Source organism: Klebsiella sp. CN_Kp091 (assembly GCF_040065095.1).
GTDB classification, from domain to species: Bacteria; Pseudomonadota; Gammaproteobacteria; order Enterobacterales; family Enterobacteriaceae; genus Klebsiella; species Klebsiella aerogenes.
The window spans coordinates 267701-289545 of sequence record NZ_JBEAIO010000006.1 but is presented as its reverse complement, the minus strand read 5'-3'; the positions used below and the strand labels follow the sequence as shown (position 1 = coordinate 289545).

19 protein-coding genes are annotated in these 21845 nt (G+C 55.4%); 1 reads left to right on the top strand and 18 read right to left on the bottom strand.

Annotated features, from left to right (window positions below):
• Positions 1-49: 49 nt before the first annotated feature.
• From ABLV17_RS07810 to ABLV17_RS07750, 13 genes are all read right to left on the bottom strand, one after another.
• Entirely contained in the window at positions 50-619 is a 570-nt protein-coding gene (locus tag ABLV17_RS07810) for a DUF3304 domain-containing protein (RefSeq protein WP_271031561.1), read from the bottom strand.
• Positions 620-675: 56 nt separating this feature from the next.
• Positions 676-1434, bottom strand: coding sequence for a DUF4123 domain-containing protein (locus ABLV17_RS07805; RefSeq protein WP_271031560.1), 759 nt, complete (start codon positions 1432-1434; stop codon positions 676-678).
• A gap of 2 nt (positions 1435-1436) precedes the next feature.
• Positions 1437-2597 carry a hypothetical protein gene (locus ABLV17_RS07800; protein WP_271031559.1) on the bottom strand — a complete coding sequence of 387 codons (1161 nt, stop codon included), beginning with the start codon at positions 2595-2597 and terminating at the stop codon, positions 1437-1439.
• Complete coding sequence (locus ABLV17_RS07795) at positions 2594-2851, bottom strand: PAAR domain-containing protein (protein WP_087860650.1); 258 nt, start codon at positions 2849-2851, stop codon at positions 2594-2596. Before ABLV17_RS07795 ends, ABLV17_RS07800 begins: the two co-directional genes overlap by 4 nt.
• A gap of 39 nt (positions 2852-2890) precedes the next feature.
• Entirely contained in the window at positions 2891-5269 is a 2379-nt protein-coding gene (gene vgrG / locus ABLV17_RS07790) for a type VI secretion system Vgr family protein (RefSeq protein WP_271031558.1), read from the bottom strand.
• A gap of 200 nt (positions 5270-5469) precedes the next feature.
• Positions 5470-7149, bottom strand: coding sequence for an OmpA family protein (locus tag ABLV17_RS07785; protein WP_348854203.1), 1680 nt, complete (start codon positions 7147-7149; stop codon positions 5470-5472).
• Positions 7146-7811 carry a type VI secretion system protein TssL, short form gene (gene tssL, locus ABLV17_RS07780; protein WP_271031556.1) on the bottom strand — a complete coding sequence of 222 codons (666 nt, stop codon included), beginning with the start codon at positions 7809-7811 and terminating at the stop codon, positions 7146-7148. Before tssL ends, ABLV17_RS07785 begins: the two co-directional genes overlap by 4 nt.
• Positions 7808-9151: a type VI secretion system baseplate subunit TssK gene (gene tssK / locus ABLV17_RS07775; RefSeq protein ID WP_271031555.1), complete on the bottom strand. Its 1344-nt coding sequence runs from the start codon at positions 9149-9151 to the stop codon at positions 7808-7810. The genes tssL and tssK overlap by 4 nt, the downstream gene beginning before the upstream one ends.
• Positions 9152-9221: 70 nt before the next feature.
• Positions 9222-9446: a hypothetical protein gene (locus ABLV17_RS07770; RefSeq protein ID WP_271031554.1), complete on the bottom strand. Its 225-nt coding sequence runs from the start codon at positions 9444-9446 to the stop codon at positions 9222-9224.
• A gap of 477 nt (positions 9447-9923) precedes the next feature.
• Positions 9924-10931, bottom strand: a complete 1008-nt coding sequence (locus ABLV17_RS07765) for an iron ABC transporter permease (RefSeq protein ID WP_348854202.1) — start codon at positions 10929-10931, stop codon at positions 9924-9926.
• Positions 10928-11884 carry an ABC transporter substrate-binding protein gene (locus ABLV17_RS07760; RefSeq protein WP_271031553.1) on the bottom strand — a complete coding sequence of 319 codons (957 nt, stop codon included), beginning with the start codon at positions 11882-11884 and terminating at the stop codon, positions 10928-10930. The genes ABLV17_RS07765 and ABLV17_RS07760 overlap by 4 nt, the downstream gene beginning before the upstream one ends.
• 15 nt (positions 11885-11899) lie before the next feature.
• Positions 11900-12691: an ABC transporter ATP-binding protein gene (locus tag ABLV17_RS07755; RefSeq protein ID WP_271031552.1), complete on the bottom strand. Its 792-nt coding sequence runs from the start codon at positions 12689-12691 to the stop codon at positions 11900-11902.
• A gap of 296 nt (positions 12692-12987) precedes the next feature.
• A complete protein-coding gene (locus ABLV17_RS07750; protein ID WP_308958628.1) occupies positions 12988-13557 on the bottom strand; it encodes a tyrosine-protein phosphatase in 570 nt (189 codons plus the stop codon).
• Between the two features lie 178 nt (positions 13558-13735).
• Between ABLV17_RS07750 and ABLV17_RS07745 the strand changes: the two genes are divergently transcribed.
• Complete coding sequence (locus tag ABLV17_RS07745) at positions 13736-14422, top strand: RluA family pseudouridine synthase (RefSeq protein ID WP_308958629.1); 687 nt, start codon at positions 13736-13738, stop codon at positions 14420-14422.
• A 4-nt stretch (positions 14423-14426) separates the two neighbouring features.
• Here the strand turns inward: ABLV17_RS07745 and tdcG are convergent, their stop codons facing one another.
• The 5 genes from tdcG to tdcB all read right to left on the bottom strand — a co-directional run bounded on the left by tdcG (position 14427) and on the right by tdcB (position 21785).
• The gene (gene tdcG / locus ABLV17_RS07740; RefSeq protein WP_087860641.1) at positions 14427-15791 is read right to left on the bottom strand and encodes an L-serine ammonia-lyase; all 1365 of its coding nucleotides are present in this window, start codon (positions 15789-15791) and stop codon (positions 14427-14429) included.
• A gap of 87 nt (positions 15792-15878) precedes the next feature.
• Entirely contained in the window at positions 15879-18173 is a 2295-nt protein-coding gene (gene pflB / locus ABLV17_RS07735; protein ID WP_087860640.1) for a formate C-acetyltransferase, read from the bottom strand.
• A 32-nt stretch (positions 18174-18205) separates the two neighbouring features.
• Complete coding sequence (gene tdcD / locus ABLV17_RS07730) at positions 18206-19414, bottom strand: propionate kinase (protein WP_308958630.1); 1209 nt, start codon at positions 19412-19414, stop codon at positions 18206-18208.
• Positions 19415-19442: 28 nt separating this feature from the next.
• Positions 19443-20774: a threonine/serine transporter TdcC gene (gene tdcC, locus ABLV17_RS07725; RefSeq protein WP_045390456.1), complete on the bottom strand. Its 1332-nt coding sequence runs from the start codon at positions 20772-20774 to the stop codon at positions 19443-19445.
• Between the two features lie 21 nt (positions 20775-20795).
• A complete protein-coding gene (gene tdcB / locus ABLV17_RS07720) occupies positions 20796-21785 on the bottom strand; it encodes a bifunctional threonine ammonia-lyase/L-serine ammonia-lyase TdcB (protein ID WP_015366079.1) in 990 nt (329 codons plus the stop codon).
• Between the last annotated feature and the right edge of the window lie 60 nt (positions 21786-21845).

Sequence of the window (21845 nt, the reverse complement as noted above, 5' to 3'; positions counted from 1 at the left end):
ACCGGGGTGGCGCCGGTCTGAAAGGCGGCAATAAGCGCCTTCAGGGCATTCAGCGTGGAGTCTGCGGTGTCGGACATATAACGTCCTCCTTAATATGTTTGAAAATAACGTTATCTGCTTTTTTTTCTTCGTCAGGTTCAGGTTGTACCGGATATTCGGGAGAGTCACGCATATGACAGGAACGCACTATCCGCACCTTATCGCAGGGAAAAATATGTACATCAAAGCCACAGGCCTGATCCTCTTCCCAGCGTTCGATAGGGACGATAATCGGCCCATGTTTCTGATAGTGAGTCTCATAATCATCTGGCATCTCACTTGATTTCATCCAGGAGTTAGGATCGGAAGTCCAGGTGATTTTAGCCGTCAAACCCGGGCGCCAGACATCAGGCACCATGACGCAGCAGAAGCCGCCGCCGCCGCCGTAGGGATTAGCTCCAGGCCCGCCGTAACCGTTCGCCTGCATCGAAACAATGGCGTCTGGGCCGTGGTTATAGACATTTATATCAGCGCCGCTCATGCCGTCGCGATTGTAGTCGCGGCAGGCCGTCAGCAGGCAGAGAAAACCGGCGGTCAGCACCGCCAGCCCGCCGGGCAAAATACGGATATGCTTTATCATTGATGTGTCCATACAGAACTGATCATCACCTATTGATTATCAAAAGGGAGGATGTTTTATTCCTTAAAGTGGCTTTCAAACCAGGAAGCTAAATCGCCGACAAAATTCTGCTGATGCGCCTGCCAGCCGAGCTGCCAAAGAGTGTTAAATTTGTCCTCCTGGGTGGCGAAAAAGGTGCTGAATTTTTCAGAAACCGTAAATCGCTGGGCATCGATAGCGACATCCAGTTTCATCATTTGCTCATCGCTGAAATTAATCTTGATCGCCTCCGGGATCGCTGCCTGAACTGGCGAACATTCGCCTTCCAGCCAGCAGATCTTGTTGTCTCTATCGCGGTAGCTCCAGAGATAAACCGGTTCTAAAAACCATGCTTTTTGTTCTTCAGTGAGCACATGCTGCATCAACAACGGGAACATGCGGGTATCGTAATAACGCACCAGACCAGAACGGTCTTCCCATGCGCCGTCGGCCAGATTGCGCAAGTGGGCGGCGAGCGTTGAAAAACTCAGTGGTGAGAGGATGATCAGCAGACCCGGCTTGTAGGAAAATGCGGCGATCAGATCGGCGATCCATTGACGATGCTGCCAGCAAGCTGGCTCCAGCCGCATCAATAAAGGCGCCATCTCCAGCAGCGGCTCTTCCGGTTGCCCCTGATAGAGTGAGAACCACTGCACCGGAGGAGAAAGTCTATTTAAGCCATCCAACAACGGATTGCTTAAAACACCTTGATCGGCAATGAGATAGACGTCGCGCAGCGCGAGTTTTCGCGCAAATTGTTCCAGCTTGCTAATCCATTCCTGATTCATTAACGACATGTTCATTCCTTCTTGTCTTGAGGTTGCGGTGCCGGGACTGCTGCGGTGACGATGCCCAGTGAGAGAGGATGACGCGGGTCGCGGGCGATCCAGCCGCAAGACTGATGAAAGCGACAGGCAAATATCGCCGCCAGCGTAATCGTGATGAGCTGCTCCATCTGCCCCGCCTCCCCCCAGTTTTCATCCTGCAGCAACTGGTTGCTGTTCCAGCCGCTTTGCGCCAGTTCCGGGATTTGCGGCTGCGTGAATGCGATACAGGGATCGGGCGGACGTTCGGCCTCGCTTTGCTGCATTGCCCGCTGACAGACCTGCTGGATATTTTCCACCGCAGCGCCTTCATAAACCTCGCCGCGGGTCAGTCTCGCCTCCCCCTCCCGAGCCAGTAACCACAGCACGGCGGATTCCCCCGCCGGTCTCGCGGAATCCGCCGTCACCGCCACCGACTGGCACCCCGCCACCAGAATGAAACATCCGTCGCCGGCCGCATTCATTCGTGCGGTAATCTCCGATAAGCTGGCCTCGCCCTGCCAGGGTTCAGCCATATGAGGCAACTGAGCGGTAGGACAGCGCTTGCGCAGCTCGGCGCAAAATTCTCGCCATGCCGGTTCGCTGCCCTGCCAGTAACAGCCGTTTAGGTAGGGAAGTTGAGGTTCGCCTCGCTGCGCCAGCCATTGTTGCGCCAGCATCCTGGCCAGCTGCTGTTCGCGCAGGTCGATATCAACGATATCCGAGTGAATCAGCCGCAGCGCCCGCGCACCGGCCTCCAGTTTCTCTTTTGGCGTCTGATGTTCTCGCTTCAGCAGCGCATGCCAGTGCTCGGGTTCACACCCCACCGGCCCCAGCAGCACCGTTTCCACCAGCCCAACGCTATATTGATGCCGTGCCCACCACGTCTGATGATCGAAATCGATCAACTGCTGGTAGTACTGGGTATAGTGGACCGACAGGCGGTAATAAAGCAGACGCAACATCCAAAAGATGAAGACCAAAAGCATGGCGCCAACGATTGCGACGGTAATTAACGCCCCGCCACGCGCTTCACCAGGCATTAACGCCGCGCCTCCACCACTAATCAGCGTCAGCCCCGCGCCGACGGATAACCACCGTCCGTTGCGGGGCGGCGTGGCGGTTTTATAAGGCAGATAGTCGGTGAGCTGTCTCATAGCGCGACGTCGCAATCAGGGCGTGAGCTCACCAGCGTACAGCCGCAGGCGCAACGATGTCCGTCAAGAGCCACCGGAGAACCATCCACTTCATACAGCGAGCTTCCTTCGGCTATGACCGTCAGGCCATGTTCATTGCAGCTCACCTGGTCGCCTTTACAGGCGATACCTTTACCAAAACAGAGGTAATGGCCGCCGATCACCGTACCGCCATGCTCACGCAAGGTATCACCCTGCCGAATAATGGGTTTCAAGGTCTGTTCCTCCGGGTAAGTTATATCAATGGGCGATTGTCAGGCGGCACGCGGAACAAAGGTCTGAGCCAGTTCTTGCGCATGAATCAGGCAGTCTTTACATATCGATGTGGGAAGATCGGGAAGCGGAAACGTCTCGCCGGCCGGCCCCTGCATCTTATGCGTGCCTTTAAAACTGAGCAGACCGGGGCTGTGAAGATGGATTTCTCCCTGCGGCGTCAGGCGAATGTAGCCGCCGCCGCAGCCCAGGGTGATGCCATTTTTGGCGGTAAGCTGCAGATGTCCCTGCGTTGATTGAACGGTAATATCCTTCAGTGAAGTGAGCGCCAGGGTATCGCCGTGCGACTCTATCGCCAGCGGACCTTTCACCGATACCATACGCATCCCTTCGCGGTGGGACAGCAGCGAGATAGCGTTTTTGGTATTCACCGACAGCCGATTGCCGCTGGCCAGCGCAATATCGCTGGCGCTTTGCAGATACAGTCCTTTACCACTCTGTAGCAGCGTCGTTTCCGCCGTCACGATGCCGATGCCTTTCGGCGCGCTCATTAGCAGGACGGGGCTCGCGAGGTTGACGGCGTTGCCAACGAACTGCTTTAACGTGCTGACATCCGGCGGGGTGTTGTAGTGGGTGCGGGCTATCTCCTGCCAGTCGTTGAGCTGAACAACGGCACTGCCGAGCAATTGACTCGCGGGCTCCATTTCCACGGTCGCGCCCATCGCTTTCAGCTGTTCATCGGCGGTGATAAATATCCCCTTGCCTGCGCGGATCGCGCCGTAGCTATCGGTGCGTAACTCAAACCCTTCACCGCGCGGCGTGTTCTGATGATCCACCAGGTGGCCGAGGTTGAGCTGGCTCTTGCCGCCATATTCGGTGCTGACCTTAACGTGCTCTTTACCCCGTGTATCATCGAGGCGAATCTTGTTGTTCGCCGGCGTGCGCAGCACGTTACGCTTGTAGTTGTAGAGCGTCACGTGGTCCTGGTGCGTGGAATCGTGCAGGGCGCCGGCAATATAGGGCCTATCGGGATCGCCCTGCTCAAAAGCGATCGCCACTTCGGTACCCGCTAACAACGGCAGATGCAGGCCAAAAGTTTCACCGGCATAAGGGCGCGCCTGGCGCACCCACAGGCTTTCCTCGCCCGGCTGCCAGCGATCGCGGTCGAACAATAAGTTCACCCGATAACGTCCGTCGCGATCGATATGGCCGTAGAGATCGTTGATTTTGGTGCTGGTGACGCGCGCCGGTAACGTCCCGGCCATCTTGGGTTTGCTGATGATTGCCGGGCGAAAGCAGTAGGTCTCAACACTGGGAATGGCCTGAAATGTCACTTCGAAGCTGCGGTCGCGGCGGGCGCGACAGTGAATAGCGGTGATCGCCACGCCCTGACGCCAGAGGTCCGTCACCTCCTCGCCGCCGCTCACTTTTAGCTGCTGTCCGGGAGACAACGCCGCACAGTTTGTTTCTCCGTTCAGCCGCGTCTGCTGGTTGAGATAGCGCTCATGGCGAATACGGGCATAAAAGGCCCCGCTCTCCGGGTCCGGAGTATGCTGATAGCGATTACCTGGCGTCAGGTAGTTGTCCGCCCAGTGATAGGCTTCACCGTAGGTGGTACTATCGCCCCGGCTGACATTGACATTGAGATTCATATCCTCCGGCGCGTTACGATAGTTGTAGTCACGGGTGAAGACCGAACGCTCAACCACGCGGTGTCGGCTTTGTAAATCCCACACCGATTCGCTCCCGCCGTCATGCTGCCCGGAGGGGGCGACCGAGGGCAATACCAACCCCGCCTCGTAGTGTTGCTGGTCGTCGTAGAACTCCGCTACATCAATATTGAGCCGGGTATCGGCGATAAAACGAAACCAGATCCCCACCTCGCCCAACAGGCGGGAGATAAAAGTCAGATCGTCCTCACCGTATTGCATCACCTGTTCACGCCGCGGATATTCATGCGCCAGTTGAAAGACAAAATCTTCACCGCGCATCTGGTGACGGGTTCTGAGGATGTGCTCCACAATCTGCGGCGCCGACATGTCCTGATAAATCCGATTCTGATGGCTCTTCGACAGTAGCGCCAGACGCGGCTGTAACGTCAAGGCGTAGCGCGTTTCCTCTTTTGAGGTGGAAAGCCGTTCAAAAGCGGTGATCACTCCCTGCACAACGCGCACCGGTTGCTGGATCTTAATGCCAAATCCCTGGTCAACCGGCGCCTGCAAGGTCAGCGAGGCATTTTTCAGCAACATCTGCTGCGGGGTGATGGCACGATCGATGCTGGTAAATTCAATGGTATAGCGGAAAGGCTCGCTTAAGTTTTCCTCGCCTTCGAAGCACAGAACGTCCAGCAAGGAGTGACAACCATGCACCTGTAAAAGATGATGACTGTGGTTGAAAAACAAAGGCTTTATGTCATTCATGGTTTATTTTCCTTTATCAAACGCCATTCTCTTTATCTCCCTTCCATCGCTTTCAGCCACGCTACCGCCCGTCGCTGTTTCCTGTTGATAAGGAGCCCAAAAGCGCACAAGGTTGGGCAGATTGTGTTGACCCCGGTACCCGGCAACAAAAACGACGGACAGGAAAACCTGTCCGCGCAGAGCGTCATGAGATGGTCGGTTTAGAAAGCGCCATCCGCCGGGGATGAAGCGGAGGTTGTCGCAACCCGGCAGGCATCAGCCTGCGGCACCAGGCTAATTTCAACCCGGCGGTTGAGTGCCCGGCCTTGTTGCGTCTCGTTGCCGGAGACAGGACGGCTTTCGCCATAGCCCTGTACCGCAAAACAACTTTCCGGCACGTCACCGGTGTCGCGCATCCAGTTGCGCACCGGTTCGGCACGCTTCAGAGAGAGTGTCTGGTTGGATTTATCATCACCCACGCTGTCGGTATGCCCGGCGATGACGATAAGCCAACCTGGCCTGGCCTTTATCCCCACCAGCGAGTTCACCAGCAGCTTTGTGGAGCCCGGTTTCAGCGTCCACTTGCCGGTATCGAAAAGTGACATGCTGTCGAGGCGGATAATTTTCGGCACGATTTTTTCTACCGCTTTCGGCGGAGGCGGAGGGACGTAAGAGCGAATCGCTTCCAGTAGCGGCTGGCGCAGACGCTCGCCGCGATAGAGCCCAAGGCTGAGCGCCAGCGGCGCGCCGTCACGCGCGAAGGCGTCCAGTTGCGCCGCATCCTGGCGTAAAATCTGTACGGCGCGGGCTTTTGCTGCATGGTCGTCCATCGCCGTCCGTTCATAACGCTGAACATCAAAACCAACCCGCTGGAGGAGTTGATGGTTGTTCCATGCGCTGCAACACAGCGCAATCAGAGCCGCGAGGGAGAACAGACAGAATGCCCGCCGCAGAGCACGGCTTTTCGGCGTAATGCCGCCGCCCTGCGGCAGTATCGGCAAAATAAAATCAGGCAGTTTCCGCGCATCGGCAGCAATTTTCGGCAACCAGCCCGGTAGTGAGTTGAGGGAAGTATGCTCAGACAGCCAACGCTGCCATAGATTATCCGCCACGGCAGGCGCCCCGGCTGGCGTGAAATGATACAGTACGACCGCCGGAGCGATCGGGGGAACATCGTCGGTGGCCGCCGTCAGTACGCTAAACGCTATCTGCTGCGTAAAGCGGGCAAACGCATTCATCCTCACCAGCGCCGCCAGGCGATGAGCGCCATCAGCCTGCATCAGCCAGCTTGCGCTGCTGAACGGCACGCCGTCAGGCAGCCACATCTGCATCGTCTCTTCGGCACGCGCTGTCTGCCATAACGGTTCCAGCGATGCGCCGAACAGGGTGCTGTTCAGCAGTAACGGTATCGCCCGACGGGTATCACGCCGCACCTGAGCAAGCTGCCAGCGTAGCTCGCGAAACCGGGCCGTCAGCGCCGCGTCATCATCATGTTGTTGCGGCTGCACGCAGTACATCACCGCCAGCTGGGCGATGAGCGCCGGCCGCTCACGCTGCAAATAACGCGCCGTCTGCTGCAACGCGGCGGTGGCGACTCTCAGCCAGCAACCCTGCGCCGTACGGTAAACCGCCCCTTCTCCCGGCCAGTCCGCCGTGTCGCCGCAGACCAGCACAACCGGCTGTCGATACGGCGCCGACGGTAGCTCAACCAGCCAGTCGGCATCCGCAGGTCGCTCACGTTGTTGGCGCCCGACGTAGACCAGCCCGGCCGCTACGCCTGCCGCCGTCAACCCAACAGCCAGCACCCGGCCGCCGGTGGATAACGGCAGAAACAGCAGGATCATCAACACCGCCAGCAGCCCGCCCCACAGCCATAGCAGGCGCTGATAGCGCGCGCTCATTGTCCGCCTCCCAGTCGCAACGCCGCCACCAGGGTATCCAGCCAGTAGTTTAATCCCAACCACAACGCGGCTACCGCCGCCAGCGACAATCCAAGACAAACCGGCCAACGGCGCAGCCAGTCAGCCATGCCTCGGCGCCCGGAGAGGGAGGCCAGTATCGGCAGATGCGGGTCGCACGCAAACGGCGGTACGCGCTCGCCAAGCGCGCTGACAAGCGCTGCGCGCGCCGGATCATTGAGGCTATAGCGCCCCTTAAAGCCCAGCGCCAGTACCCGATGAAAACAGGTCAGTACAACTATATCCGGCGCCGGTTCGCGCAACGTCTGGCGTATACGCTCATAGAGCGCATCTCCGGCTTCCATGCCGCCAAAATATTTGACCTCAAGCGGCCGGTCGTACCAGGCGATACAGGCGTCATCTTCCTCTTTGCGGCCTTTCGCGGTTTCATCCAGCAGCGCGCACCACGCATAGAGGATGTGCTGGCGGTTCGTCTCGCTGACATCAGCGGCGACCAGCTGCGCCATCACCTGTTCAATGTTATCTACACAACGCTGCCAAAGAAGTTTCCCCTCCCCCTCGGCCAGTTTGGCGCCAAGACGCAGTTCCGTCACCGTTAGCCAGCTATCCGCCAGCAGAGCATCAATATTGATATCCTGGGTCATGAGCGCAGCACCGCATACAGTTCGAGTTCAGGATCGCCCAGCAGGCCGGGCACGTAAAAGACGCAACTCCCTTCCGCCAGCATCGCCTGCGCCGCCGGATGAGTCATATCAAGGGTGAAATACTGATTCTCAAGGCGCAGCGGAATAGCGGCGGGAACATGGCTCATGGCTTTCAGCGGAATGCCCGGCTGCGAACCGTTGACCACCCGGTCAACCTCATCGGGGCTGCCGGTTTTACACTGTTGCGGAAATTGCTCCAGCAGTTGCGACGCAGGCAGCGCGGAACGCACCGAGAGATAAAAATCGGCTTCTTCGCGCAACCTTGGATCGTGCAGGCGGGCATGCCAGCGCTTACGCCGGTCATCGTGCGTCATTTCAATCGCCACAACCCGGGATGGCAGGCTGGCTTCGAGCAGTACGCCGAGTAATTTGAATAGCGGTGGAAAGACTTCGGTCAGCGCCTGATGGCGATAGGGCGGGATATCCGCCGTGGTGTGGTCAAGGGAGAAAGTCAGCAAGCTGCCCGCCAGGCTGGCCAGCGCTTCATACAGCCGTTCCGGATGTACCTGGGGATGACGCAGAAAATGGCTCAACACCGGCTCCGCGCTGTTGAGCGCGTTCAGCAACCAGAACAGTGATACATCCGCCACCGCAAAATCCGCCATCCTGGCGTTGCTCTCCCGGCGCATGGCCATCAGACGTTGCAGGCGCGTGCGCAGCTGATTCGTCAATTGTTCCGTCTGTTCGTGCAGCCAGCGGCTGGCTAACACTTTCAGTAGCGGTGGGATAAAGTCCTCATCCAGCGACCAGCACTCCTGACTGTCGCGACGTAGCCTGGCGAGGCCGACGGTTTGATAATCGCCGTTATCGTCATCCGCAGCGCGCAGCGTCAGTTGCGCAAGCATCACCGCAATTTGTCGACTGTCTTCGCCATATCTGTTGCGCACTTCTCGCCAGGCCTGGCGCCAACGTACCGGACGCTCTGCACGTTGCTCCACCTGCAGGCAGTTGCCGCCGTTGCCATGCTCATGGGGCAGCGCCAGCACCACCGTTAATTCATGGCAGTCCGCTTGCGGCAAGACCATGGCTTCAGGCAGCGCATCAGCATTATCACTGTCAATTAGCGTTCCATCAGGAAAGCGCACGTACAGGTGGCTGGCTTTCAGTGTCCCTTGCTTTAGCAGAGCGGCGTCAAATTCGACGCGGATGACGCCCCAGGGATTCATCACTCCCAGACGGGCGATACATTCGCTTTGCCAGGCCGCCTGGTTCACCTGCTGTTGAAAATGTTGTGGGGAGATCATCTGACCCCTGCCCCACAGTGGTCGTAATGTCTTCATCGCACCTCCTGTGCGTTACTCTCGCTTCTCTAATAAGGTGTTCTTAAACTCCAAATTTAATTTCACCTTGCTAACTCACTGGCGAACGGCACTCAGAAACAGAAAAACTTGAATTATTGTTATTGGTATTTATTTTTTCTTGAACGAATATTGGGTGGGCTTTAATATTACCGGAACGACTGACGGCCAGGGATTTAAGCGTCAGTTTGACGGCCCTCTGTTCAATTTCGATATGCAGTGACAACAGTGAAGGAATACGGGTATTGAGTCGCTCACCTGGGAAAGCGCTGTTCATTACACCCCTTATATATCTGAACCACATCAGAATGAATCACTGGTTACCGTTAACCACCCGAATTAATGAACTATATTTAGATTGATATCAAGAATATTCATCACGGGAATAACGAATAAAATAACCAGCAATTGCGATATCTCAATATATCGCGTGGCCTCATGCGCTTTGAGCAGGGAATTAAACCAGGAACTTACCAACTAACGGGTCATGCGCCAATGATGTTTGTTTCATTGATTTAAATCATTACTTACCGCCATGCCGCAACAATCGTGGCCTGAAAAAAATTTCTGTCCAATTATATTTTTGGCGAATCATTTAAAAAAATCCACCTCGTCCAAAAGCGCTCTATCCAGAAAAGTTCCCCCTTCAACGACGGAGAGTGCCTTTATAATCGGCGAGTCACATTCATTTAAATAATAGAACCCATTATTTGCGCGCAATAATGGGTCAACCGCTATTTTCCGGTGGCTCGGCTTATCGTGTTGCCCGCATTAGCAGACTAACAATAAACGCGCCGCCAAGCCCGGCAGTAATAATACCAATCGGTAATTCTTGATTCGCTATCAGACTTCGACTAAGTATATCGCCGCCAATGAGCAATATCGCGCCCAGCAGACCGCACATTGGTACGGCCAGCCGGTGCCTGACGCCAACGACCCGACGCGCCAGATAAGGAACCATCAGGCCGACAAAACCAATGACCCCGGTTAAAGAGACCAGTAAAGCGGTAGCCAACGCGCAGCAGAGAAAGGTTTCGCTTCTCAAACGCTGCACATCGACGCCCAGCGACCAGGCCGTCTGCTCCCCCGTCAGCAGTGCATCCAACGCCCGCCAGCGACGCAGGGTAAATCCGCTCAACAACCCCAGGCTCAATAATGGAATGAACAAGTTGTCCCATCGCGCCAGTCCCAGACCGCCCAATGACCAGAATAGCAACGAACCGGCCGCTCGCTGGTCGCCGGAAAAGACCAGATAGCTGGTCAGCGCGCTGAAAAGAAACGACACCGCCAGGCCGCAGATAATTAACTGTTCCGCCCGCCTTAGCTGATTGACGCGAAACAATATCATCACCGCCAGCGCGGATAATATCCCGCCGACGAAGGCCGAGACCGGCAGCGTAAACGCCCCCAGTACATCGCCGAAGCGGGTGATCACCAGCACCGCGCCGGCGGAAGCGCCTGAAGAGAGACCAAACAAAAATGGATCGGCCAGTTCGTTACGTGTCGTGGTCTGTAACAGCAAGCCGGCGATCGCCAGTCCTGCGCCGGTCAACGCCGCCAGCAGGCTCCGTGGTAGGCGTAAGTCAATGACGATAGTTTTCAAAATCTCGGGAACGGGAGCGGATGATATCCCTAACGCTGATATCACTTGTTGCCATGAGAGTTCCACACTCCCCAACCGCAGGCTCGAAATCATCAAGCCGCATAAAACCACGGATGCCAGCGCCGTCCACAGAAGAAAACGTTGCACTGACGGCTTCATTTCACGTCCGTGGCATATAAGAGGTGCGCCAGCTTCTCAACCGCCGCAATATTCGCCGGACCCGGAGTCAATTCAGCATACTGTAGCTTAAGATAACGCTGCTGCCGGACGGCGGGCGTCAATTTCATCAGTGGATGAGATTCCAGCACGTGCTGCAGCGCCTCGGTTCCCGTGCCGGTTTGGTAATCGAGCAGAATAATCACCTGTGGTTCGCTGGCCGCCACCGCCTCCCACGTCGTCGTGGTCCAGTTCGCGTCCAGAGTATCCATCACGTTGCGTCCCCCGGCCGCCTCGATAATGGCCGTCGGCATCCCGTACTTGCCGCTGGTAAAAGGTTTATCTTCGCCGGAGTCATAGACGAAGACCCGCAGCGGCTGCATATCCGCTGCCCTGGCTGGCAGATTCGCCAGGCGACGCTTCCACCCTTCCACCAGCGCTTCGGCCTGTTGTTGCTTGCCAAAAATCTTGCCCAACTTGAGTTCATCGTTGTACAGCAAGCTCATATCGGCTTTCTTCCCGCGCCCGCCGGCCTGGACGCAGCTTTCACTGAGTACCAGCGTGTTAATCCCATATGGCGCCAGCGTCTGCGGCGTCACATCGCCGCCGATTTTCATGCCGTAGTTCCAGCCGGCGAAGAAAAAGTCCGGCCGAACCGCCAGCAGCGTTTCCAGCGACGGGTATTTAGGCGCCAGCTCGGGGATGGTCCCCATCGCTGCTTTGAAATGTGGCGTAAGTTTGTACCAGCCGGTGATGCCGGTTAGCCCCACAATACGCTCCTGGAGATCGAGCGCAAAGGCCATTTCCGCCATATTAAGATCGTTAATCACCGCACGCTGCGGGGGTTGATTAAAGGTGATGGGCTTACCGCAGCTGTCCACGGTAACGGGAAAGGGATTAGCTAACGCTAACGGGCTACTTAACAGCAGCCATAAGATAGTTAAAAGTCTGTTCATATTTACTCGAGATCATTAAGCGCGATGAGGAACTTCAAAAATGCGTAGCGCTTTACCGCTAACGGGATGCGCCACGCGAAAACTGGTCATGCCAAAAACCGGATAGCTTACGGTGGGGTGCAGCGCAGCCTCGGGTACGTCGCAAATCATCTGCTTGCCGTGGTGGATAACCAGCATTCGGTCGGCAAAGGCTTCAGCCGCGGCAAGATCGTGTAACACCGCAATCACCGCAACCTCTGTGCGCTTTACCAGGGTAAGCAACTCGCTCCTCGCCAGCGGATCGAGGTGATTGGTCGGTTCATCCAGCAGGAGTAATGCGGGTGATTGTGCCAGCGCGCGGGCGAGCGCGGCGCGCTGGCGCTGACCGCCGGAGAGGTTGCCAAGCGGGCGATGGCGTAAAGGCTGCAGCCCCGTATCGCTAATCACGCTATCCACGATGCGCCGTCCCTGTGCCGAGGAGGGTGATTCACGATACGGTAAACGCCCCAATTGAACATACTCTTCCACCGTCAGGCGCAAATCAGGGGTATCGTTTTGTGACAGGAAAGCAATATTCCGCGCACGCGCTTGTGGCGACAGTTGCCGTAGTGGACACCCCTGCCAGTACAGCGTTCCTTTATCCGGGCGAGCGTCGCCAATGATCGTCCGCAGCAGGCTTGATTTACCACTGCCGTTGGGGCCAATGACCGCCAGCTTTTCGCCGGTATGGAGCGTGAACTGGATATCATCAAGTATCGTTGTACCACGCCGGGCGTTAAGACTTATCCCGTCAACGTGCAGGATCGCAGGTTCGTTCATATGATTCATAAGATATGTTATAACATAACAATTGTTGTACCACGTTCGCCTACCAACTGCAATTCCGCGCCTGTGGATTTTTTACTAACGATTCGAGGAATATACCCACACTAAAATAATGACAAATTAAATTTTCGATCAGGCTTTTTTCGCTGTATCGCCTGTTGGCAGCCCTTATTTACTCATTAAACATAACAATAACTATTCCTCACCATAATCACAGGGATAACTGCCGCACTATGGTTTGGCTATATGGCGATAACAATCTTTATGACGATAATTTGTGCGTTAAAAATTACGGCTCGCTAAAATTTTCCTGCGGATAAACTCAGCACCCGTGCTCGCAATTGTTCTACATCGATCGACTCAATATAGCGGGCAATGTCGGGATAATACTGTTGGTGATAGCCATATTCCGGGCGGTGCAGTTCCGCCAGCACTTCTGACTTTGTCGCATGGCTAAACAGCAGTTGGTAAAGCGCGACAATCATTCCGGTGCGATCGCTGCCGTGCCAGCAGTGCACCAGCGCCGGTTTTGCCGCACGATGTAAAAGGCTCAGCGCAATCACCACATCATCGTCGTTAATCGCAGCCGCGTTCATCGGCACCCTATACAAAATAAGCCCCGTGCCCTGCGCTTCGTGAACATCGCTGTGCCACTGGCGCAAATTTAACACTGAGCGTATTCCTATACGCTCCAGGCTCTGCATCTGCAGTCGATTGGGTTGCGCCGAACGATACAACTCAGGCGTGACGCGATAAAAATTATCCGGCATATTTTCGCTTGCCGCAGCGGATAATCCTGCGGTAAGGCTAATTAATAATAGTAACCATTTAACGCAAGAATAAATACCATCCTTAATTAGCAATATCATGAATAATCCTTTTCATTTACCGCGAAATATTTACGCTGCAAGTTGAATATCTAATAATACCCGTGAGCGCAATCCGAATTGTTAGCCGATCCAATCTCCTTTGATAACCATCAAATTCATTCGCCTGTGGCCGGTAATTTCGCTATCATCCGCCCTCACCCTTAAGCAGCGCCTGCCCATGCCTACCGTCATTGATACCTTTATCGCCCCACCTTGTTCCGCGCAGATTAACATCCTCTACGAGGACGAACACTTGTTGTTGATCGACAAACCCAGCGGTCTGCTCAGCCTGTCGGGGAAGAACCCGCAGAACCTGGATTCAGTCCATCATCGCCTGGTGCGGGATTTTCCGGGGTGCACGCTGGTGCATCGGCTCGATTTCGGGACTTCCGGGCTGATGGTGGTGGCGCGTAACAAAACGATCAACGCCGCGCTGTGCCAGCAGTTCAGCCAGCGGGCGGTAAGCAAGGTTTATCACGCCCTGTTGTGTGGGCATCCAGAGGAAGATGAAGGGGTGATAGACGCGCCGATTGCCAAAGATCCGGCGCTGTTTCCACGGATGGCGATTAGCGCGCGTAACGGTAAACCGGCGCGCTCGCGCTATCAGGTGCTATCACGGGAATGGTTGCCAATAGCCAGTGGTTCGCTGGCGGTAACTCGCGTACGATTGCAACCGGAAACCGGACGCACCCATCAGCTACGCATCCACTGCCAGCATCTCGGCTATCCGATTCTCGGCTGCGATCTCTACGGAGGGCTGGCGGCACATCAGGCCTCACGCCTGATGCTCCACGCCAGCGAACTGCATTTTCACCATCCGGTCAGCGGTGAAGCGATAGCGGCGCGCCAGCCCACTCCTTTCTGATTCGTCAGTCGCAAATCACTTTTATCGCCAGCCCGCCGCGCGAAGTTTCACGATATTTATCGTTCATGTCTTTGCCAGTTTCATACATCGTCTCAATGACCTTGTCGAGACAGACCCGCGGCTCGCTGGTTCGGCGGAGCGCCATCCGCGCGGCGTTAACCGCCTTCACCGCATTGATAGCATTGCGTTCGATGCAGGGGATTTGCACCTGCCCGGCCACCGGGTCGCAGGTCAGACCGAGGTTATGTTCCATCGCAATCTCCGCGGCGTTGCATACCTGCGCCGGGCTGCCGCCAAGGAGTTCCGTCAGCCCCGCCGCCGCCATGGAACAGGCCACGCCAATTTCTCCCTGGCAGCCAACTTCTGCGCCAGATATAGAGGCATTCATCTTATACAGTGAACCGATAGCCGCCGCAGCCAGCAGATAGCGAGCAATCGAGTTGGCATTGACCGGACGGCGAAACTTGTCGTAATAGGCCAGAACCGCGGGGATAATCCCGCATGCGCCATTGGTAGGCGCAGTGACGACCCGGCCACCGGCGGCATTCTCTTCGCTCACCGCCAGCGCGAACATATTGATCCAGTCAATGACGTTCATCGGATCGCGGGAGAGGCTGTCGCTGGCCACCAGCTGTCGGCGCAGCGCAGCCGCTCTGCGCGGTACGTTGAGCGGCCCCGGCAGCACGCCCTCGGTATTCATTCCCCGCTCAATACCGTTATGCATCACCGCGTAAATGGCGGCGAAACCGGCCTCGATTTGTCCCTTATCGCGCAGCGCCAGTTCGTTTTGCATCATCAGGCCAGAGATGGAAAGACCATTATGCTCGCACAGCTGAAGCAGTTGATGGGCGGAGCGGAAATCAAAGGGGACCGGCGTTGCGACATCGTGAGTCTGGCCAAAACGCGCTTCCTCAACGATAAACCCGCCGCCAATTGAGTAATAGGTTTTGCTGAGTAGCGGCTGCTGATGATCCCAGGCGCTGATACGCATACCGTTCTCATGGCGGGCCAGCGCGCTATCATGAAATACGATGCTCTCCGGCAGCGGGAAATCGACCTGCCGACTCCCCTTCGCCACCGGCAGACGGCCGCTCGCGGTCACCTGCTGAATAAAAGCCGGGATGGCGTCAATATCGACATCCTGCGGACTATTGCCCGCCAGCCCCATGATGATGGCGACATCGGTCGCATGCCCTTTGCCGGTCAGCGATAGCGAACCGTACAGATCGACGACAATGCGCGAAGTCTGCGTCAGGTCGCCGCTGCTCGCCAGCTCAGTGATAAAACTTTTTCCTGCATTCATCGGCCCCACCGTATGGGAACTCGAAGGGCCAATACCAATTTTGAAAATATCGAAAGCGCTAATCATATCTACACCTCGGTTTACCGTGCAGTGAAGACCAGGTTTCACACCGATGATAAAAAATGGGGCGACCATGATCGTCGCCCCGTTGCGTTACAGCGCCTGGGTGAAGGTTCGCGAAATGACATCCTGCTGCTGTTCATGGGTCAGCGCATTAAAGCGCACCGCATAGCCAGAGACGCGGATGGTCAGGTTCGGATAATTTTCCGGATGAGCAATGGCATCCAGCAACATTTCGCGGTTCATCACGTTGACGTTCAGATGCTGGCCGCCCTCGATCCGCTCTTCGTGGTGGAAGTAACCGTCCAGCAGACCGACGAGGTTGGTTTGTCGGACGCTCGCCTCTTTGCCTAACGCCGCCGGGACGATCGAGAAGGTATAAGAGATTCCATCCTTCGCGTAGGTGAACGGCAACTTCGCCACGGAAGTCAACGAAGCGACCGCCCCTTTGCGATCGCGGCCATGCATCGGGTTTGCTCCCGGCGCAAACGGCGTACCGGCGCGGCGGCCATCCGGGGTATTACCGGTTTTCTGGCCGTACACCACATTGGAGGTGATAGTCAGAATCGACTGCGTGGGCACCGCGTTACGGTACGTCGGCAACACCTTAATTTTCTTCATGAAACGTTCAACGAGATCGCAGGCAATACTATCGACGCGCTGATCGTTATTGCCGTACTGCGGATAATCGCCTTCAATCTCAAAATCGATCGCCAGGCCGCTGTCGTCGCGGATGGGTTTCACCTTCGCGTGCTTAATAGCCGAAAGCGAATCCGCCGCCACCGACAACCCGGCAATCCCGCAGGCCATGGTGCGGTATACGTCGCGGTCGTGCAGCGCCATCAGCGAGGCTTCATAACTGTATTTATCGTGCATGTAATGAATGATGTTCAGCGCGCTGATGTACTGCACCGCCAGCCAATCCATGAAATGATCGAGGCTGGCCATCACTTTGTCGTAATCCAGCACTTCGTCCATCAGCGGCGCGGTTTTCGGCCCGACCTGGATTTTGAGTTTCTCATCCACCCCGCCGTTGATTGCGTACAGCAGCGTTTTGGCGAGGTTGGCGCGAGCGCCGAAGAACTGCATCTGTTTGCCGATAACCATCGGGCTGACGCAGCAGGCAATGGCGTAATCATCACTGTTGAAATCGGCGCGCATCAGGTCATCGTTTTCATACTGCAACGAGGAGGTGACGATCGAGACCTGGGCGGCGTATTTCTTAAAGGCAATCGGCAGCGCTTCCGACCACAATACGGTAAGGTTGGGTTCCGGCGCCGGGCCCATGGTGTGCAGCGTATGCAGATAGCGGAAGGAGTTTTTAGTCACCAGCGTGCGGCCATCCAGCCCCATCCCGCCAATCACCTCGGTTGCCCAGATGGGATCGCCGGAGAACAGCGTATCGAATTCCGGCGTACGCAGGAAACGCACCATGCGGATCTTCATAATGAAGTGGTCGATCAGCTCCTGCGCCTGTTGTTCATTGAGGATCCCGGCGTGGAAGTCGCGTTCGATATAGATATCGAGGAAAGAGGCGGTACGCCCCAGCGACATCGCGCCGCCGTTTTGCGATTTCACCGCCGCCAGATAGGCGAAGTATAACCACTGTACCGCTTCCTGGGCGTTGCGCGCCGGGCGGGAGATATCGCAGCCGTATTTCGCCGCCATCTCCTGCATTTGCAGCAGCGCGCGGCGGTGCTCCGCCAGCTCTTCACGCAGACGAATAGTGGCTTCCAGATCCTGCCCGCGCTCGAGCGTTGCCTGCAGATCGGCAAACTGCAGCTCACGTTCACGCACCAGATAGCGGATGCCGTATAGCGCCACCCGGCGGTAGTCGCCAATGATACGCCCGCGGCCATAGCCGTCCGGCAGCCCGGTCAACACGCCGGATTTACGGCAGCGCAGCATATCCGGCGAATAGGCGTCAAATACCCCCTGATTGTGGGTTTTACGCAGCTCGCTAAATAGATATTCAAACTGACTATCCATTTCCCGGCCATAGGCATCAAACGAGCTTTTAATCATGTTAATGCCGCCAAACGGATGCAGCGCGCGCTTGAGCGGTTTATCCGTTTGCAGACCGACAATTTTCTCCAACGCTTGCTCAATATAGCCGGCATCATGGGCGGTAATGGTGGTGGCGATATTGGTATCAAAATCAACCGGCGCGTGGGTAGCGTTCTCTACGCGAATGCCGGCCATCACTTTTTCCCACAGCGCGGTCGTCGCCGGCGTCGCCTCCGCAAGGAACGATTCATCCCCGGTATATGGCGTATAGTTGTGCTGAATAAAATCACGGACATTAATTTCTTCTTTCCAGTCCGTACCGTTAAATCCGTGCCATGCTTCGGCGTACAGCATATCGCTGGTATCGATATTTACCTTCATGAAAATAATCTCTCTACAGGACCACAACGTAATTAAGCAAATTCCAGGGATGTGTTAATTTTGCCTAAATGAATAGCATCGAGCGCAATCATCTTCTCTTCATTGGTGGGGATGACTGCAGATATCACGCGTGCCTCGCGGGAAGAAATAACGCGTTCACCGGCGGAGTTGGGTTGTTTATTTAGCGCATCATTCAGGCTGACGCCGAATACCGCTAAATGCTCAATCACCAGTTGGCGGATTAATACCGAATTTTCGCCGATACCGCCGGTAAAAATAATCGCGTCAAGGCGGTGTAGCGAGGCGGCATGGCCGGCAATGTGGCGGGCAATACGATGCACGAAGGTTTTAATCGCCAACCGCGCGCGTTCATGCCCCTCATGCCAGGCTTTTTCCAGCACCCGCAGGTCGGATGACAATCCGGATATCCCCAGCAGGCCGGACTCCTTATTCACCACGCGCTCCAGATCGCTGAGCGTCTGGTTAGTTTCGCCGGCAATCCACGCCATCGCGCCAAAATCGACATCCCCGCTGCGGGTGCCCATCATCAGGCCTTCCAGCGGCGTCATGCCCATCGAGGTGTCGACGCTGCGGCCGTTGCGTACCGCGCAAATCGACGCGCCGTTGCCAAGATGGGCAATGACCAGCCCGCTATCCTGCTCGGGTAAATCAAGCAGCGCTAGCGCGCGCTGAGACACATAACGGTGCGAAGTGCCGTGGAAGCCGTAGCGACGCACGCCCAATCGCTGGTAATAGTCCCACGGCAGGCCGTAGAGAAATGCCTCTGGCGCCAGCGTCTGATGAAAACTGGTATCAAAGACCGCCACCTGCTGTACGCCCGGGAATAACTGCTGCGCTGATTCAATACCGCTGAGATTGGCGTAATTATGCAGCGGTGCCAGCGGCGACACCTGGCGAATATTGTCGATAACTTCATCGGTAATGATCGCCGATTCGGTAAATATGCTGCCGCCGTGCGCGATACGGTGGCCAATTAACGCCACGCTATCCATTAAATCGCGTTTTTCTAATTCAAATGCGATCGCCTTCAATGCACCTTCATAACTGCGGTGAGCCAGCTTAGCCGGCTCTCCCCCATTTATTGACAGGAACGCATTTTCAGAATTAATGCCATCTGCAATACCAGCCATTAATACTTCACAGCTGGCGGCATCCAGTACTGAAAATTTAATTGAAGACGAGCCGCAGTTAATGACCAGTACTACCGGATATTCATTCATGTCATCACTCCGCTCGTCCTGAGCTTAATTAAAACAGTTTGTAAACGATGTTCAGAATGGTCAGCAGACCGATTACCGTGACGAAAACGTTGTCCAGGCGGCCGCGATATTTCGCCAACGATGGCGCTTTACGGATGGCGTACATCGGCAGCAGGCACAGCAGCGAGGCAATAATCGGCGCGCCCATCGCTTCAATCAGGTCGAGAATGTTCGGGTTGGCGTAAGCGACGATCCACGTTGAGCCCATGATAAAAATCATGCTGATGGTGTTGAGCTTGCCGCTGGAAACTCGGGTTTTATCGCCTTTGTAGCCAAACTTCAGCACCAGACCGTTTAGGCCTTCCAGGGTGCCGAGATAGTGGCCGAAGAAGGATTTGAAAATCGCCACCAGCGCGATGATTGACGCGCCATATTCAAGCACCGTAGCAAAGGTGGATTTGGTGCCGGACAGCGAGGCGAAGTGGTTCGCCAGGTAAGAGAGAACCGGGATATTCTGCGCTTTGGCATCCGCCATATTCTGCGGCGACAGGGTAAACAGGCAGCTGAAGGCGAAGAACATTACCACGGCCACCATCAGCATGCTGGCGCGAGAGATAATCTGTGAACATTTGCGCTCGGTGAACTCGCGACCAAAGTCTTTTTCATACTCTTCGCGCTTGGAGACTACGAATGAAGAGACAATTGGCGAGAAGTTAAACGAGAACACCATAATCGAAATACCCAGCCAGACGGTCACCAAAATACCATCGTGACCGGTCAGCGAGATCTCGCTTAAATTCACCTGATCGATAACCGCAGAGTTCCAGTAAGGGATCAGCGACAGCGAAATCAGCACCAGGCTGGCGATAAACGGCCATACCAGATAGCTCATTACCTTCACCATCAGATCCTTACCGAACCAGATGACAAACGCCATCAGCAGCAGCAGGAACAGCGCGACAAAACCGCGGTTCAGCGCCGGCAGCTGCAGCTGGTTTTCCCAGAAGGTCATAAAGGTATTGGTGATCGTCACGCCGTAAATCCACAGTAGCGGGCAAATCGCGAAGAAATAAAGGAAAGTAATCACCACCCCGCCGGTTTTACCAAAGTGCTCCTCTACCGTTTCAGTGATATTGCCGGAAGGATTTGAGCCGGAAAGGCACAGCCGGGCCAGCGCCCGATGGCAATAGAAGGCGATCGGATAGGCCAGCACTAACATCAGTAAGATGGGGATCAGGCCGCCGAAACCGGCGCGGATCGGGAAGAATAATACCCCGGCGCCAATGGCGGTGCCGAATAAGCCCAGGGTCCAGGTGGTGTCCGATTTGCGCCAGGACGACTCTTTTGTCTGGCTGGATACAATGCTATCTGTAGTACTCATATCCTTTCCTCATCAAAAAGATTAAGCGTCAACTAAACCAGTAATTTGCGATACGCGAGACAGGTCGATATTGCCGCCGGAAATAATGCTGACGGTTTTTCGGTTTTGAATATAGCTGTCCAGTTTACCGCTTAATAATGCGGCACAGGCTAACGCCCCGGCCCCTTCGGTAATGACTTTATTGCGTTGAATAAGTGCGACCATACTGTTGCGAATTTCGTCTTCGCTGACCAGCACAATATCGTCCACTAATTCACGCACGATTTGATAGGTAATATTCCCTGGACGAGAAACGTCGCAACCGTCAGCCAGGGTGGCATTAGTGCGATGATTGGTAATTTCTCCGGCGTAATACGAGGCGGCCATGCCGTGAACATTTTCCGACTGCACGCCAATAATACGAATAGTCGGGTTAATCGATTTAATCGCCACCGCGATGCCGGCAATTAAACCGCCGCCGCCAATCGGCACAATAACGTTATCGACATCATATAAATCCTCCATGATCTCCAGACCAATAGTCCCCTGGCCGGCTATCACTTTCGGGTCATCGTAGGGAGGAATAAATATACGCCCTTCCATTTCGACAATTTCGCTGACTTTGGCGATGGTGTCGTTAAAATTATCGCCATGTAGCACCACTTCCGCCGAATAGTCGCAGGTGGCGGCCACTTTTGATTTTGGCGCGCCCTTCGGCATTACCACTTTGCCGTCAATGCCGAGCATAGCGCAGGAGAGTGAAACGCCCTGCGCATGGTTACCGGCGGAACACGCCACCACGCCTTTGCGCTTTTCGGCATCGGTCAGCGAGCTGAGTTTATTAAACGCGCCGCGAATTTTAAAAGAGCCGGTGCGCTGCATATTTTCAAACTTAAGGAAGATTTCGCCTTTGCATCGTTCACTGAAATAATTTGAGCGCGGCATCCCCGTTTTATATATTTTACCTGCCAATCTTTTCTTCGCTTCGAGGATATCTTCAATAGCAACCGGAAGATCGTATGTAATATGCATGAGAACCTCTTAACCTGGAATTAAAAAAATAGCGTTAATGGGCAGCGATTGATAAATAAA